At 47.2% G+C, this 15,307-nt stretch carries 13 protein-coding genes and 1 pseudogene; 2 read left to right on the plus strand and 12 right to left on the minus strand.

The window, feature by feature from the left end; all coding sequences use genetic code 11:
- Positions 1-474 precede the first annotated feature (474 nt).
- The 4 genes and pseudogenes from PRUB_RS09150 to PRUB_RS09160 all read right to left on the minus strand — a co-directional run bounded on the left by PRUB_RS09150 (position 475) and on the right by PRUB_RS09160 (position 2,633).
- Positions 475-1,074: a hypothetical protein gene (locus PRUB_RS09150; protein ID WP_339327533.1), complete on the minus strand. Its 600-nt coding sequence runs from the start codon at positions 1,072-1,074 to the stop codon at positions 475-477.
- Positions 1,075-1,077: 3 nt separating this feature from the next.
- A pseudogene (locus PRUB_RS26680) lies at positions 1,078-1,371 on the minus strand (Ppx/GppA phosphatase family protein); the annotation flags it as partial.
- 367 nt (positions 1,372-1,738) lie between these two features.
- Positions 1,739-2,074: a hypothetical protein gene (locus PRUB_RS09155; protein WP_010386000.1), complete on the minus strand. Its 336-nt coding sequence runs from the start codon at positions 2,072-2,074 to the stop codon at positions 1,739-1,741.
- A gap of 94 nt (positions 2,075-2,168) precedes the next feature.
- Entirely contained in the window at positions 2,169-2,633 is a 465-nt protein-coding gene (locus PRUB_RS09160; protein WP_010385999.1) for a nuclear transport factor 2 family protein, read from the minus strand.
- A gap of 233 nt (positions 2,634-2,866) precedes the next feature.
- Here PRUB_RS09160 and PRUB_RS09165 point away from each other — a divergent pair, with 233 nt between their 5' ends.
- Positions 2,867-3,790 carry a DMT family transporter gene (locus PRUB_RS09165; protein ID WP_010385998.1) on the plus strand — a complete coding sequence of 308 codons (924 nt, stop codon included), beginning with the start codon at positions 2,867-2,869 and terminating at the stop codon, positions 3,788-3,790.
- A 48-nt stretch (positions 3,791-3,838) separates the two neighbouring features.
- On the opposite strand, the gene PRUB_RS09170 is transcribed toward PRUB_RS09165, so the two are convergent.
- The 6 genes from PRUB_RS09170 to PRUB_RS09195 form a co-directional block, all read right to left on the minus strand.
- Complete coding sequence (locus PRUB_RS09170; protein WP_010385996.1) at positions 3,839-6,982, minus strand: efflux RND transporter permease subunit; 3,144 nt, start codon at positions 6,980-6,982, stop codon at positions 3,839-3,841.
- 11 nt (positions 6,983-6,993) lie between these two features.
- The gene (locus PRUB_RS09175; protein ID WP_010385995.1) at positions 6,994-8,160 is read right to left on the minus strand and encodes an efflux RND transporter periplasmic adaptor subunit; all 1,167 of its coding nucleotides are present in this window, start codon (positions 8,158-8,160) and stop codon (positions 6,994-6,996) included.
- 178 nt (positions 8,161-8,338) lie between these two features.
- Positions 8,339-8,692, minus strand: a complete 354-nt coding sequence (locus PRUB_RS09180; protein ID WP_155946397.1) for a hypothetical protein — start codon at positions 8,690-8,692, stop codon at positions 8,339-8,341.
- 108 nt (positions 8,693-8,800) lie between these two features.
- Complete coding sequence (locus PRUB_RS09185) at positions 8,801-9,283, minus strand: GNAT family N-acetyltransferase (protein ID WP_040645546.1); 483 nt, start codon at positions 9,281-9,283, stop codon at positions 8,801-8,803.
- Between the two features lie 228 nt (positions 9,284-9,511).
- Entirely contained in the window at positions 9,512-9,973 is a 462-nt protein-coding gene (locus PRUB_RS09190; RefSeq protein ID WP_155946398.1) for a YaiI/YqxD family protein, read from the minus strand.
- A gap of 57 nt (positions 9,974-10,030) precedes the next feature.
- Positions 10,031-11,914 (minus strand): methyl-accepting chemotaxis protein, encoded by a 1,884-nt coding sequence (locus PRUB_RS09195; protein WP_010385991.1) that lies wholly within the window; start codon positions 11,912-11,914, stop codon positions 10,031-10,033.
- 90 nt (positions 11,915-12,004) lie between these two features.
- Here PRUB_RS09195 and PRUB_RS09200 point away from each other — a divergent pair, with 90 nt between their 5' ends.
- Positions 12,005-13,204: a porin gene (locus PRUB_RS09200; protein WP_010385990.1), complete on the plus strand. Its 1,200-nt coding sequence runs from the start codon at positions 12,005-12,007 to the stop codon at positions 13,202-13,204.
- Here the strand turns inward: PRUB_RS09200 and PRUB_RS09205 are convergent.
- Positions 13,201-13,923 carry an NAD(P)-dependent oxidoreductase gene (locus PRUB_RS09205; protein ID WP_010385989.1) on the minus strand — a complete coding sequence of 241 codons (723 nt, stop codon included), beginning with the start codon at positions 13,921-13,923 and terminating at the stop codon, positions 13,201-13,203. The genes PRUB_RS09200 and PRUB_RS09205 overlap by 4 nt on opposite strands.
- A gap of 143 nt (positions 13,924-14,066) precedes the next feature.
- Entirely contained in the window at positions 14,067-14,630 is a 564-nt protein-coding gene (locus PRUB_RS09210) for a lipid-binding SYLF domain-containing protein (RefSeq protein WP_010385986.1), read from the minus strand.
- Positions 14,631-15,307 lie beyond the last annotated feature (677 nt).

Raw genomic sequence — 15,307 nt, forward strand, 5'->3', positions numbered from 1 at the left:
TTTCTACTTTTAAAAAAGTAAAATCAAAACGAATTGACTGTTATAGTCACTCAGTTCAGTTGAGACTCTAAATTTTTGTGCGTCATTCAGTAAACTGAATTTCGCTGTTAGAACTCAATCTGTACGAGTGCCCACACAGATGATTGCTTCATATTTTTAAAGAACATAATCCGGTTACCCGGTGCGATAACTTGTTATCGCTGCGCTGTTAGCGCTGAGGGTTGTGCATTCTAATCACTTCCCATTTTATGTCAACACTTAATTTTGAAAAATTTCAGAACCAAGTTTTATTTGACTCCCAACTCGCTGGCTCGTTGCTTTTCAGCGTTGTGCCCCGTGTCGGTGGATGCGCATTATAGGGAAATCGAAACCCAGCGCAACCCCTTTTTTGAAGAAAAGTGAGAAAAACAGCGCGTTCGAACAAGATTCAAACAAAACGCACTTTTTTAGGCCTTTATTGTACAAAAAGAGCGCTTAATCGCGCTCAATTTTCAATATCCAACCGGCTTTTTCCTGATACCCAGCTTCTAACTCTAATTCGCTGCGCATCAATGGGTGCTCGTGCAACCACTCATCAGGCAAAGTCAGGGTAAGCGTTTCAGGTTCAGTCGCTGTGATGTATAGATCTGGCAAAACATCATCCTGGCGGCGCATAGATAAAATGACAGCAATCCGGAAGATCCTGACAAGTAACTCAATGAATCCCTGATGATGACCAAACTGAAGAAAGGTATCTTCTTCTACATCGAGTCGGTGATTACCTACTAAAGTTACCACCATCTGCTTTTGTACTCGGGAATATCCAGGCATGCCTGTGTGTTTTAAAATGTAAGCGCTGTGCAGATGATAAGACTTATAATCAATGACCAGACCAATCTCATGCATGGATGCAGCGGCATTCAATAAACTACATGCACTTTGAAAATCAAACTGCATTGGTGTTTTCAATTGCTGTAGAAAAATTTTGCAGATATCAAATACACGTGTCGCCTGCCCCGCATCAACATGATATCGGGACATAAAGCCGTCGAGTGTACGTTTACGAATATCAGCCTGATTCAGCTGATCAATCATGCAATATAGAATGCCTTCGCGCAGTGCTCCCCCTGCAAGACCCATTCGCTCGATCTGTAACGCTTCAAACAAAGCTATCAAGATTGCCAGACCAGAAACAAAGACCAAACGACGTTCTTCACTCAATCCGGGCAACTCAAGTTGCTCTATACTTTCAAATTGAATAGCTTGCGCACGAATTGCCTGGAGCTTATCCAGCGTCAGCATCTCATCCAGACCCAGCGCCGCAAAAATTTCCTGAATTGCCTGAACCGTTCCGGATGCGCCAATTGCCAGCTCCCAACCAGACGATTTATATTGAGCAGCAAAAGGAGGGCTAGTTTGATTTACTTTTCAAAACAACCTAGTTTTATTTGACTCCCAACTCGTTGGCTCGTTGCTTTTCAGCGTTGTGCCCCGTGTCGGTGGATGCGCATTATAGGGAAAACGAAACCCAGCACAACCCTTTTTTGGAGGAAAAGTGAAAAAAACCACTCAACCGAACAAAATAAAGCCAGCCCGGTTAAAATTAATACAAATCAGAATCGAAATAAGCAAACTCCTGTATTAATAACACCCTTTATTAACCCGGTTGAATCTGTAAAGCGATTAATCACCAGAGAAATGCCGACGGAGTTACACTAAAAAGTGCTCCATAACGACAAAACAAACTCTCTGTTTAAAGCTATACGCAAACCGCATCATAAAAGTAGCGCTTGTGCTTTTTTACTGAAACACCCGATTGCTCAATTTCCATCATATTATTGTCATCGAGGCAAACCTGAAATTCACTGTACCCGGTAACAGCGGTCAATGGCATGACCAGTTTTGGGTTAGACCAAGAGTCACCGAAGCCCACTTCCAGATCATTTAGATCCTCAAATTCGACAGACAACTTGTAGGTAGAGCCAGGAAAGATCTGCGTTAAAGTAAGCGCTTTGATCTCTCCTTTTTGACATAAAAAGGCAAAAATTGGCTTTGATGTTTTGTTTTCGTATGTAACTGCAACATTGGTAATCACGGCGGCATTCCCTGACTGAATAATCTATGTGCAAACTATAGATTTCTGTCAGATAAAAGCAATTACGGGCCATTACAGTTTGACTTCTTGCACGTTACCCACCACTACGATGCCGTGCAACTTGGTGGAACTGCCACAATACATTCAGGATCTGCCACTCTCCCGACGCATTTTTATATAAATGCATATAATCAACCCATTCATCTGTGGTCAGCTTTACTGAGGCTATTCGTTCATCAATATCCAGCACATTCACTTCCATCTTTGGCTGCTTTGCGAAACGCCCACCTGACACATTATATTCTGCTGCAAGCTTAACCAAGCCAGCTTTATCCATGGACATGACAAATTCTCCATCCGTTTTGCCCTGCCAGTAGGTCCTTTTTACCAACTCATCATCGGCTATTTGTGCCATCAATTTGGGTTTCACTTCGATTTGCGCAAGCAAATAACTTTTAGCTATTTGCTCTATTGCATGCCGATCCAAATTCAAGTTTGCATAGCTTTGGACTGGCAATAAAACACACCAGATTAAAATCAACCGGATAAGTGTCACCATAGTTGGCTCCTTTCAATGATAATAATGTTGTCGTTCGATATAACGACCTCATTGCACATCCTATCTTTTGAGGTTAAATGCTCAACTTAAGGTTTTCTGAATCTACAAAGTGTTATAAATAAAACCTTGCAGTTCAAAAATATAGAGGAATGTTCGCAATATATATACTGACCATTAGATAAATTTGCTACGCTATCGCCTCCTGCCGTATGACCTTAAACAAAAGGAAGACCATGTCGACGACAACTTGCAACGATCAGCCCAATGATGCACCAATCGTCCTGGCGCTCGTGTCAGCCATGCTTTTTTGGGGAATGAGTTGGATCTCAGGAAAAATCATCGCTGATATCGCCCCAGCTCAGGTTACCGTGTTTTATCGACTGTTCCTTGCAGCCATCAGCATGTTGCCAATCATGTGGATACTGCACAAATTTAAGCTACTCAAGTTGAATTACAACGTACATGCCCTGCTCTGGTCATTGCCCGCAGGCATTTTACTCGCAGCTTACAACCAGTTGTTTTTCATGGGCCTGGCGGATGGCCTTCCCGGTAAAGGCGGAATGCTGGTCACCACTTCTAACCCTGTATTTACCTTTATTCTGAGTGCCGTTTTATTGGGTCAGGCGATCAACAGACGTCAGGGGATTGGACTCGCACTCGGTTTAGGTGGCGGACTGTTAATGATAGAAGTATGGCATTTTAACCTGGATCAGATACTGGCTTCAGGTAACGCCTACTTTATACTCGCTTCACTTACCTGGGCGTTTCTTACTTTAATCAGTCAACGCGGAACCCGTTACGCTGATTTCATCACTTTCAGCACACTGATGTATGTCTGGGCCTCTTTACTAAGCTATTTATTTGCCTACCAGCATGATCCGTTTAGCAGTGCATCACAATACCCTGCATATTATTGGCACCATTTACTCTTTTTATCGATTGTCGTAGTCAGTATTGCCACCAGTGTGTTCTTCCTGGCAACCCAAAAACTGGGGCCTAATCGTTCCAGCTCTTTTGTCTTTGTGGTCCCTGTGACGGCAATGGGGCTTTCAGCCTGGTACTTCGCTGAGCGACTGAGTCTGGGCGTGGCTGTCGGTGGTGCCTGTGCACTGTGCGCTGTTTATCTGCTCAATAAAAAAGCAGCAAAATCTGAATGATGCCTAAGAAAGCCGGGTTAACCCCCGGCTTTTCTGATATTTTCGTTACTAAGCCTGACGCCTTGTAAGGTGTTGTGCACAGAATCGCTCAAATAAAATGGGCAACACAAACAAAGTCAGCAAGGTTGAGGTAAATAGCCCGCCTATCACCACGCTGGCCAGCGGCTTTTGGATCTCCGATCCCACACCAGTCGACAACAGAATTGGGATCAGACCCAATGCGGAGGTAAGCGCAGTCATTAATACCGGACGCAATCGCGAAGTCGCTCCCTCTTGGATTGCCGTGGTTATCTCTACTCCCGCAGCAATCCGCTGATTAATGCTCTCTACCAATACCACAGCGTTCAGTACAGCAACACCAAACAAGGTGATAAAGCCGACTGACGCAGGCACAGACAGGTACTGACCGGACAGATAGAGCGAAAAGACGCCACCAATAACCCCCAAAGGAATACAGCTCAGGACAAGCGCCGCCTGCGAAACCGATCTAAAGGTCAGCACTAACAATACCGCCATCAGTATCAGCGCGCCTGGGATCACAATTGCCAATCGCTGTTGTGCACGTTGCTGACTTTCAAACTGCCCGCCAAATTCGATACTATAACCTGGTGGTAGCGACAGTGAGCCGTCAATTTTGGCTTTTATATCGGCGACTACGCTGCCCATGTCTTTGCCAGTTACATTGGACTGTACTACGATCCGGCGCTGTACATCATCACGACGGATCTGTACCGGACCAGAAGCAAACTCAACTTTCGCCACCTCATTTAAGCTAACCCAGGCACCGCCTGGAGACATGAGCATTAACGCCTCAATTGCCGCCGGATCGCGTCTGAACGACTCCGCCAGCCTGACGTAGATATCGTATCTTTCATTACCCCTGACTATTTGTCCGGCTACATTACCTCCAAGTCCTCCACTGACAAGGTCCATAACATCGTTTACAGATAGCCCGACGCGAGACAAAGCGTCCCGATCGGGCGTTATCACCAGCTGAGCCTCACCACTTTGCTGCTCTAAAGCGACATCCGTGGTGCCGGGTAGTGCTTTCACCAAACGTTCAAGCTCTTCCCCCTTTTGCAGCAATATCGGCAACTCAGGTCCAAGTAACTTAATTGCCAGCTGGGCCTTTACGCCTGACAACAATTCATCCACCCGAGTTGCAATCGGCTGAGAGAAATTCAGTAATAAGCCGGGGTGGACAGATAGGGCCGACGCAATCTTAGCTTGTAATTCAACCCGATTGCGGGCGTTTTTCCACTGTTCAACCGGCCGGAGCCCAATATAGATCTCAATGTTATTCACAGGTTCAGGATCACCGCCAATCTCCGGACGACCGATGCGGCTTAGTGCATAAGTCACCTCGTCAAACCCTAGTATTATTTCTTCCAGCTTAGGTGCAATGGATAAACTGGTTTCAAGACTGGCAGACGGTGCCAGTGTTACGCGCAAGTTGAGCGTCCCTTCTTCAAGTTCAGGGACAAATTCACTGCCAATTTGCGTCAATGTATACACAGCCATAGCAAACAGAGCAGAAACTCCCACTAGTAGCGCTTTGCTGTTTCGCTGCGCAAGTTCCAAAGATTGCCGGTAAACCCCTTCTGCTTTTTCTAACACAGCGTGACGCTGTAATGGCTTATGGCTATTTAACAGATAACAAGCCAAAGCTGGTATTACCAACAACGCAATCACAACGGCACAAACCACAGCCAGCATAATACTAATGGCCATGGGCGTGAACAGTTTGGCCTCAACCCCTTCAAAAGAAAACAGCGGTAAAAAAACCAATAAGATAATGACAGATGCAAAGAAGATTGGTCGTGCGACATCTTTCGCAGCCAGACGAACCTGTGCAGAAAATGACTCTGTGCTGGTGTGCGTAGCCCCCCGGGCTGCCTGTTGTTGTAAGATCCGCTCAACCATCACTACTGAGCCATCGACTAGCATACCAATGGCCACAGCCAGCCCGCCCAGAGACATTAGATTTGCAGGCATCTCCATCACAGACATTAAACCCAGAGCTAGAATAATGGCAACGGGCACAGAGAGTATCACCAGTACAGCGGCCCTCAGGTTAAGCAGGAACAGTAAGAGCACCACAGCAATAAATACAAACGCTAGCAGCAAGGCTTCTGCCACCGTGGTGATGGCCTTATCAATCAGCATACTCTGATCATAGATAGGCACAAATTCGACCCCCGGTGGCAACGCCCGATTGATCTGTGCCACTTTGCTTTTTATCCCGTCGATCGTCGCTTTCGTGTTTGCACCCATCCGTTTCAGTACAATACCACTGACAACCTCCCCCCGAGAGGTTGCCTGCCCAGAAGCATCTCGTAAGGTCAGGGTTACCGCTCCCTGACGTATCTCACCGCCAAGTTTGACCTGAGCGACGTCAGCCACTCTCACTACAGTGCCATCAATTGTCTTAATGGGTACCTGACGAATTTGCTCTAAGCCCGGTGCGCCACTACTAAACCAGCCCACACCTCGGATCACGAGCTGCTCCTGAGCACGGTCAAGATACCAGCCGCCTGCATTACGGTTATTGTCCGATAAGGCACGCTGTACCTGCGACTGGGTTAATTTGTATGCCAACAAACGCGTGGGGTCCAAGTCCACCTGATATTGTTTAACCTGACCACCAAATGACAGCACTTCAGTCACCCCCTCTATCGGCATCAACAGGAGTTTGACCAGCCAGTCATTGATACTGCGTAGCGTCATTTCATCCACTCCCGAATCGGGATCAGCCACCAGCAAATATTGGTAGACTTGTCCCAGCCCAGAGGTATTCGGGCCCATATCCGGCATCCCGACTGAATCCGGGATCAGTGAACGGGCTGTTTGTAGACGCTCAAACACCAATTGCCTTGCAAAATAGATATCAGTCCCTTCTTTAAAGACAACCGTCACCCCGGACAAGCCGGTTTTGGAGATAGAACGCACTTGCTCAACATCCGGCAGCGCATACATGAGTGCTTCAATGGGATACGTAATGAGCTGCTCTACTTCTTGTGCCGCAAGCCCGGGTGCTTCAGTATTCACCGTCACCTGGATATTGGTCACGTCCGGAAAAGCGTCAAGATTCAAACGCGGTACTTGCCAAATTGCCGCGATCAGGACTAGCAGTGTTACAAACAGCACCAACGCACGGTGCGCGATTGCACCTTTTATGATTTTCTCTAACATCCGATTCGCCCTCAGTGGTTGTGTGGATCAAAGCCACTTTTTGCCATTTCAGACGCAATAAAGAATGCTCCCTGAGCCACTACCTGGGTGCCAGATTGAATCACCTTTGCCCCCTCCTGTAGCGGCACAGGTTCAATAATCACCCCGTCTTTTGTCGGTGCAACCCGTTTTACGGGCGTGACAACGTACTCACCCTGATCATGTGCCACAAACACTTGCCACCCGCCATTCGCATCGCGCACCAGCGCAGATTCAGGCACGGTAATAACGGGTTGAGTCGTCGAGAATAAAAAGTACGCACTGACAAACATACCGGCATGTAATGTGTCGTCCCGATTATCAACCTCGAGCCGAACCACCCGCGTGCGCGTTAATGGGTCCAATGTATGCCCCTGCTGGATCACCTTTGCCGGGTATCTGCGCTGATTGTGCTCAATCTCAACGGGTGTATCGGTATTAATCAAACGTTGCTGCGTTGCGGCTAATCTGACTTCAACCCACAATGTTGATTCGTCACCGAGTTTCATAATGGCTTCACCTGAACCAAAGCGCTGTCCCTGTACAAAGCCGTCCTCCAGCACAATCCCTTCACGTTGGGCAGACAGAGTATAAGTACCCAAAGACTGAGTTTGCCCCGTCTCTAAGCGGTTCACGGCAGAAGGACTCATGCCCATCGCCAGTAACGTACCCAGCGCCGCTTTATACTCTGCTCTGGCTACCAGTTGCTGATTTTCGCTCAAGCTCGCATCGGTCAATCGTGCAACCCGCTTCCACTCACTGGCAGCAATCATATAGTCCGCCTGCGCCTGGGCCATATCCTGACTAAATAATGTGACCAATTTATCCCCGGGCCTGACAATCTGACCTAAACTCGCATGACGGCGCTCTACCACGGAATCAACCCGCGGCGTGACCATATAACTGGTGTAACGGTTTGCTTTAAGCTCGCCCGGTGCATAGACCGGTGTTTGCTCATATTGAGCCTGTAGTGTCACCAGCTGGAGATTGACTTGTGACTGCTGGGCTTGGCTGAGCAACACGCTTTGCTGATGAGATGATTCAGCCTGGAAAGAAGCATCAGGATCGTGATTATGACCTGGTTCTGTGCTCGAGATGGCACTGGCTTTCAGTGAGATCAGTAAAAGCCCTGCTGCGTAACTCAAAATACGCTTGTTCATGATGGTGTAAACCTCTTCATTTGTGGTGTGTGACGTACCACACTCCACTGCCTGTCTGTTTCAGGCAAAAATCGACATGACCAATCGCACTGTCCTGAATTGCATTAAAACAGGCATGCAGAAGCGATCCGTCAAACGGAAAAATAACAAGAACTAAAAAAGTTTGGAGGAAACAGAGTTAAGCGATGGGAGGTTTAAACTGAGATTCAATACGCCGGCGAACCCGAGTATCTGCAGGTGAAAAAGGGATATCCGGCTTTATCATTCCAGAAATCGGAGACAAGCGAACTGACATCCAGATTGTATGGCTACCGCTGCAATGGCCACAATGATGACAGTCAGAAATCACGTGACCCTGCTCGTCAAAGATCGCGCTTTGTGAGGCCGGATATCGTTCTTCATGGACATGATTGGTTTGCAAATGTGCTTTGGTGGGCTGATGAAAGTTGCCGGGATCGATCACAGCAGTCACCGATTGTAAACCAATCAGTAATACCATTATTAATGTGAGCAGACCCTGTATTAAGCGCAACTGACCCTCTGACTGTCGATTAGGTTGCCAGCAATATATGCTGGCAAGGCGTAGATGTCAATGCCTCAGCTCACCCTATCATATTGATATGAAATAACATTATTAATATTACTGGAGCCATTTATACATAATATGACTATCAACAAAACCCAAACTGGGATGACGGTAAGCCTTTGGAATCGTGCCAATAATCTGATATCCCAGCCTTTGCCACAACTGTACCGCCACCTGATTACTGGCAACCACAGAATTAAACTGCATCGCACGATAACCCAGCTTGATTGCTTCACTTTGAGAGTGTTCACACAATGTACGAGCAACGCCTTTGCCTCTTGCCTGGGGGGCAACCATATAGCCACAATTGCAAATATGGTTGCTGGGGCCCATGGCATTGGCCTTGAGGTAATAACTTCCCAGGATCTCATCCTCTTCGACCATGACATAAGCCTTGTCTACATTTTCGCACCACAGCGCATAAGCTTGCTGTTGTGACATACCTGGGTCAAATGCATAAGTCTCTTGCTGCTCAATGATTTCTTTAAACGTTGGCCAGAAATGTTGAAAGTCGTTTTGTGTCATTATTCTTATCATGGTTTCTCCAATTCAGCATTACAGACAAAACGCAGTCGTTAAGCAGCGTCACTGTCATCTGCGTATTCCCACGGGCTTTTGCAATACGATATTAAACGCCGGTTACTTAGCGGCTTTTAACCGATGGTATTTTCAACGCGCAATCAAGGTTGCCGGGTATCAGCTTATTTATAATCCAAAGAGATGTCACTTTTAAACAAAGAGAGGCACCTAGCGCGGTGCCTTAGATTAGCCTTTATTTTGCTGTAGCCAGCGGTCTAAGCTGTTGGCGAACTGTTGTTTTTCAGCTTGTCCTAATGGCGGGGGACCCCCACTGACCATGCCGCTGCTGCGCATGGTGTCCATAAAATCGCGAATATTAAGCCGCGATCGAATGTTTTCTCTTGTGAACTCTTCTCCACGTGTGCTCAGTGCTAACCCGCCTTTTTCAATGGCTTCGGCTGCCAATGGTATGTCACTGGTGATCACCAGATCGCCGGCGCACATGCGGCGCACAATTTCATTGTCAGCCACATCAAAGCCACTACTCACCTGCAGCTTGTGGATATGAGGTGAAGGCGGCGTTTTAATATATTGATTGGCGACGAATGTCACCGAGATCTGGGTTCTGACTGCGGCACGAAACAAGATTTCACGGATCACTACAGGACACGCATCTGCGTCCACCCATATATTTTTCTTATTGTCCAAAACTGGCTCATTAATTCGGTTTGCTATGCGGCAAGTGTACAACTTGCCGCAGCGTAGCTAAAGCGTGAATTTCGATAATAAACCTTCTTGCTCATGGGCATGTTGTGTCAGCACTTTGCTTGACTCAAACTGGCGAACGGCAAAGCTCCCCACTTCGACGCTAATATCATTGATATTGGAGGTATTTTTATTGATTTCCTCAATCACCACGCTTTGCTCTTCAATCGCGGTTGCTATCTGGATGTTGCGGTCCATGATGTCTTTCACCGCTTCTGAAATCTCATTCAACATGCCTGTAGCCTGCTCAGTCTGCTCCACACACAATAACGTTTTATCACGACTGCTGCCCATCGCACTTTGGACCTGAATAGACGATGCCTGGATCTGTTCAATCATTGATTTGATTTCAGTAGTTGATTCTTGCGTTTTGGTTGCCAAAGATCGTACTTCGTCGGCAACCACCGCAAAGCCCCGGCCCTGCTCGCCGGCCCGGGCAGCTTCGATGGCGGCATTCAGCGCCAAGAGATTGGTTTGCTCAGCAATGCCATTAATAACAGACAAAATATTTTCAATACTCTGACTGTATTCCGCCAGCTGTGTACTCATCTCGTGCGAGATATTTATCTCATCGGCCAGTGCGCTGATCTCACCACGGGTTTTCTGAAATACCTGTTGCCCTTCTGCCGCCCTTTCATTGACGGAAGTGATTGATGTCGCGGCATTTTGGGCACTACCAGCAATCTCGCTGGAAGTCGTGCTCATCTCATGCATTGCCGTTGCCAGCCCTTCAATCAGTTGTACCTGTTCATTGAGCTGACTACTAGACTGATTCGCCAGTGTACTCGCTTCGTCACAACTGGCCACCACCAGATCAGCGCGTTGCTTCACATCTGTCACCAGGCTATGTAATGACCCCAGAAATTGATTGAATTCCTGCGCGACCTTACCACATTCATCTTCGTGTTTTATTCGCACTCGCTGAGTAAGATCACCACTCCCAGACGCAATATTGGTGATTGCATCATTGAGATCTTTCAGCGGTCTCAATAATTGAATTGCCAAAGCCCGACTCAAAAAGGCTCCGAGCAATATGGCCACCACTGCCAACATCAATGTGCTCATTGAAAGCTCTCTTAAATCACTGAAAACCAGCGCCTCATCCAGCAGCACGGCCAAATACCAATCAGTCCCATACTGCTGCGATAACGGGTAAAAATAGAGTAGCTTGGCTTCCCCTTTAACCGTCACTTCTAATAGTGTCTTTTCAGCTGATTTATTCAGTTGTGGCGACAAACTACTGAGCGGTTTACCATTCAGTTTGGCGTTTTGGTGAGAGACAATAATCCCCTTACTGTCGACTAAAAATGCATAGCCTGTACCATCAAAGTTCACCGCATTCACACTTTTGGCGATGGTATCTAAGCTCAGATCGCCCCCAATCGCGCCGCGAAATTGCCCGCCTGAATTAATAGGCGCAACCACTGAGAGCAACAATTCACCGGTTGCTGCGTCGGTATAAGGGCTGGTAAACACCGTTTTACCTTTGTCTCTGGCCAGGCGGTACCAGCCTCGTTCCCTAAAATCCACATCTGGCGGGTTTTGCCTGTTGGGATTGTTCGAACGCAATATTCTCTCTGTGCTTAAGGTACCAAATGACAACAAAAAGGCATCTTTAAAATAAGGGGATTCGAGCCCCTTTTGAAACTGCTCAGGGCTAAAGTCAGCTTCAATCTGACTGCGCAGCAATCGAATTAAAGCGGCTTTTTCAGCCAACCAATTATCAATACCCAGTGCCAGCAATTGTGCGGAATCACTGACATATGCAGTGGTTTTCTTTTTCATAGAGGCATTGACCAGCCAATAGGTTGTCGTACTGATCACCAAGATGATCATAAAGATGAGTAACGCCGATGCCAAAGAGAACTTGCTGCGAATCTTCATATTATTTAGGCCAAATAAAATCACCCTTTGCCAAAGTGTTGTCTATAATTCCAGTTATCGCAACTAACGCAACAAATTTGGTAATTTGCTATGAATAACGCGATCTCTTCTGTGGCTAAAGCCACCCTGGTTGCACTTTGTGTGCCGCTCACCTGTGCTCATGCAAACACCGAACGCGCTGTCACTATGGCTGACATCGAAGCGCTCGAAGCTCAGCTCAAAGCACTTAAGGCGCGCTTTGAAAGGCAAAACCCACCCGCCGCTCAAACAACACAAAATGCTAAACCAACACCCAACAAAGCAGCTGCATCAAATGCAAAAGCCGCTTCCTCGGCCAGTTCAGCTAAACCTGCGCGCACTGAAGAAAAGCGCAAATTGGACGTATACGCGACCATGCGCCCCACATACGGTCGCCTGGAGACCAACGGAGAGGATAATTGGGACGTGCGTGACGCCCTGTCCCATGCCGGACTCAAGGTTACCCACGAATTTTACAAAGACTGGAGCGCAGAGCTGCATGGAGAGTGGAGTATTGACGTTGCTAATGAAGGCAACTTTGGTCGCTCCCGGCGGGCCTACACCGCGCTGAACACACCTGTAGGCCGTTTTGGCATAGGTAAGCAACGGCCCGCACAATATCTTTTTATTGCCGAGTATGTTGATATCTTCAATCATGCCAACAGTCCGTTTGCGTATGACCCTGAGAGCCTCTTCTTCGTAGATAACCTGATCAGTTACCGACTTACACCCGGGCCTTTTACTTTTGTTGCAGTGGCACAGTTTAATGGCGAGTCGGGTAGTAATTCAGATGATTTGGTCAATGTTGGTCTGAGTTATGATGCTAACGATTTGCATGCTGCTGTCACCTACCAGCAAAACGACGTTTATACCGATGATGTCCAGCTCGGGGATAACAGTCTATGGGCAACCTCGCTGGCCTATCAATTTACACCTCGCTTCTATGCCGCCGTCGCTTATCAGGATAAGGATTACAACAGAGATGCTGCAGGTGCAGACCGCAGTGGACACACCTTCGATTTATCCTTTGCTTACCAACTGGCCAAAGCCTACAAACTGAAAGCAGGCTACTTTGATTTTGATGACGGATATCAGGATTCAGATCCGGCCGCAGGCGGCTTTGATGGCTATAACCTGACACTGGAGTGGAGCCCAATTAAAGTACTCAGAATTCACCTTGAGTACCTTAACAAGTCGTTCGTCAATGGCGATGACTTCGACTCCATTTCTATCGGCTTCAGGTATGACTACAAAACCACGGTTGAGTATTAGCCCTGGTCTTGATTATACAGTACAGGGGAGCAGCCCTGCCATTGCTGCCACAGTGCCGGGTCAAGCGCTAACTGACACATAAAGTGAGCGACATTGATCCGGCTTGTTTTGCCCGCATCAAAAATGGCGTCACGTATTGGAGATGGGTGAACGTCATAAGCTGTGACCTGAGCATCATTTGTCAACGAATCTGGCCTAACCACGGCCCACTCTACCCCCTCCTTTACAGGGGAGCAGGCACGTAAAAACTTCGCAGCAGCCTCATTATCAGGATGAGGTGGCAGACATAAACGTAATAACGCCACCACGGCACGATGTGCCAGAGGTGGCCGCTCATGCAAAGACTCGCATGTGCACCCTGTACTGTTCATTAAGATAAACTTAACAGGACTCCCGCCATCCTTGTTTGCAATTGCCTGACACACACTTTGCACTGCATCACGCACCAGGCGACGGGGATGGCCATAAATACCCTGAAACGTTGCCCGATGTCCCAGACAACAAATAACCGTTTTCACGTCCGCCACTAACGCTTCGAGTTCCCAGGTGTTCAACTCGGCAATATTGCCTACCCTGACATCCAGTTGTGGGTTAGCTTTGAGCGTTTCCAGTTGTGCACTGCTTTGCCGGACAAGGACTCTGACTTGCACCTGTGCCAACATCAGCTGCTCAACAACCAGCCTGCCCGTCGCCCCGCTTGCTCCAATCACTAAAATCATAACGCATCCTTTGGCTGTCATTTATCAGGAGTGTAACGTGAAGGGAGCGGATTAAAACAGGCACAAAAATGTGACAAATGGTAAGTAGATTTTTCAGCCGGCCCTACAGGCCGGCTAGGTGTCGTTGCCAGGGGTAAGTGGAATTAGTTTAATTCCTTGTCTTGCCAGAATTTCGTTCCTTTGACTGTCGCCTGCAATGCCAGGCCACTTTCGGTAAATGTATACACTGTCACATCCCCATAGTAGACTTCGCCTTCAATAGAGGCCCCTTTATCAGCAGCCCTTGCCGCGGCATCGGCATTTCCGCCAAACGTCCAGCCGGACTCCACAAATTGTTTCATCGCCGCCTGGGTATGAAACACCATCACGATACGATAATCCTTTGCACCCAGACCCAGTCCAACACCGCCTTCGGCCATATTCATGTATGTTGACTGACCTGTGGTGTTATTTTCTACGACACCATAGCCTGTGCCTGCGGCAACAAAAATGATATTCAGATTCGCATTAGAAAACACCGCATATCCAGGCGCATTGCTCAGCTGGGCGCGAACATCCGGCTTTTTACTATAGAGCTTGGTTAAAGTATCTCGTTTCATCTTTTGAATTTCAGAACGCTTTTGGACAGCATCACCCGGCCCCATAGACGCACAAGCGCTCAGTAACACAGACAAAACAACCGACATCAGCAATGGAATTGTACGCATACCTTTTTCCTTTTACAGTTAGAAGCAGGCAGTTGATTCGCTGCCCGCAGAAAAACGTCATCTTAAGGGTAGGCAGGTTAGGCGCAGCTGAACAGAAAACGCAGGCAAAAAAAGGCCGCATTAAAGCGGCCTTAACACACATCATGGGTAATCATGAAGGGATAAATGTGAAAACAAGGTCATTGTAACTCGGCCGTTATAAAATAAAATCATATTAAAACGTTTCTTTAGCTCGGTATTTTCGAAGAGTTACTTTCCTCATGTCTATTTGCTTACTCCTTAATATGGTGGCCTGACTGACAATACCTTTGTCATCGATGTCCTTGTTGTTTTTATGGAGTTATATTGTCCTGCTGAAAAAGGCAGTGAAAGGAAGAGACGACCCACAACAAAACCTCATGTTTTGAGCCCAACACAGCAGAAAACTCAGGCAAAAAAAAGGCCGCATAAAGCGGCCTTAACACACATCATGGGTAATCATGAAGGGATAAATGTGAAAACAAAATCATTGTAACTTGGTCGCTATAAAATAAAATCATATTATAACGCGCCTTCTATTCGGTATTTTCGATGCATAGTTTTTCCTCGTTTATGTTTGCTGATTCGCTTAGCAAGTTTCGGCAAATGGCAACGCCTGAGTCTTCAACACTGCTGTTATTTTGTTAGTTAAATCAAGT

This window comes from Pseudoalteromonas rubra (assembly GCF_000238295.3).
GTDB lineage: Bacteria > Pseudomonadota > Gammaproteobacteria > Enterobacterales > Alteromonadaceae > Pseudoalteromonas > Pseudoalteromonas rubra.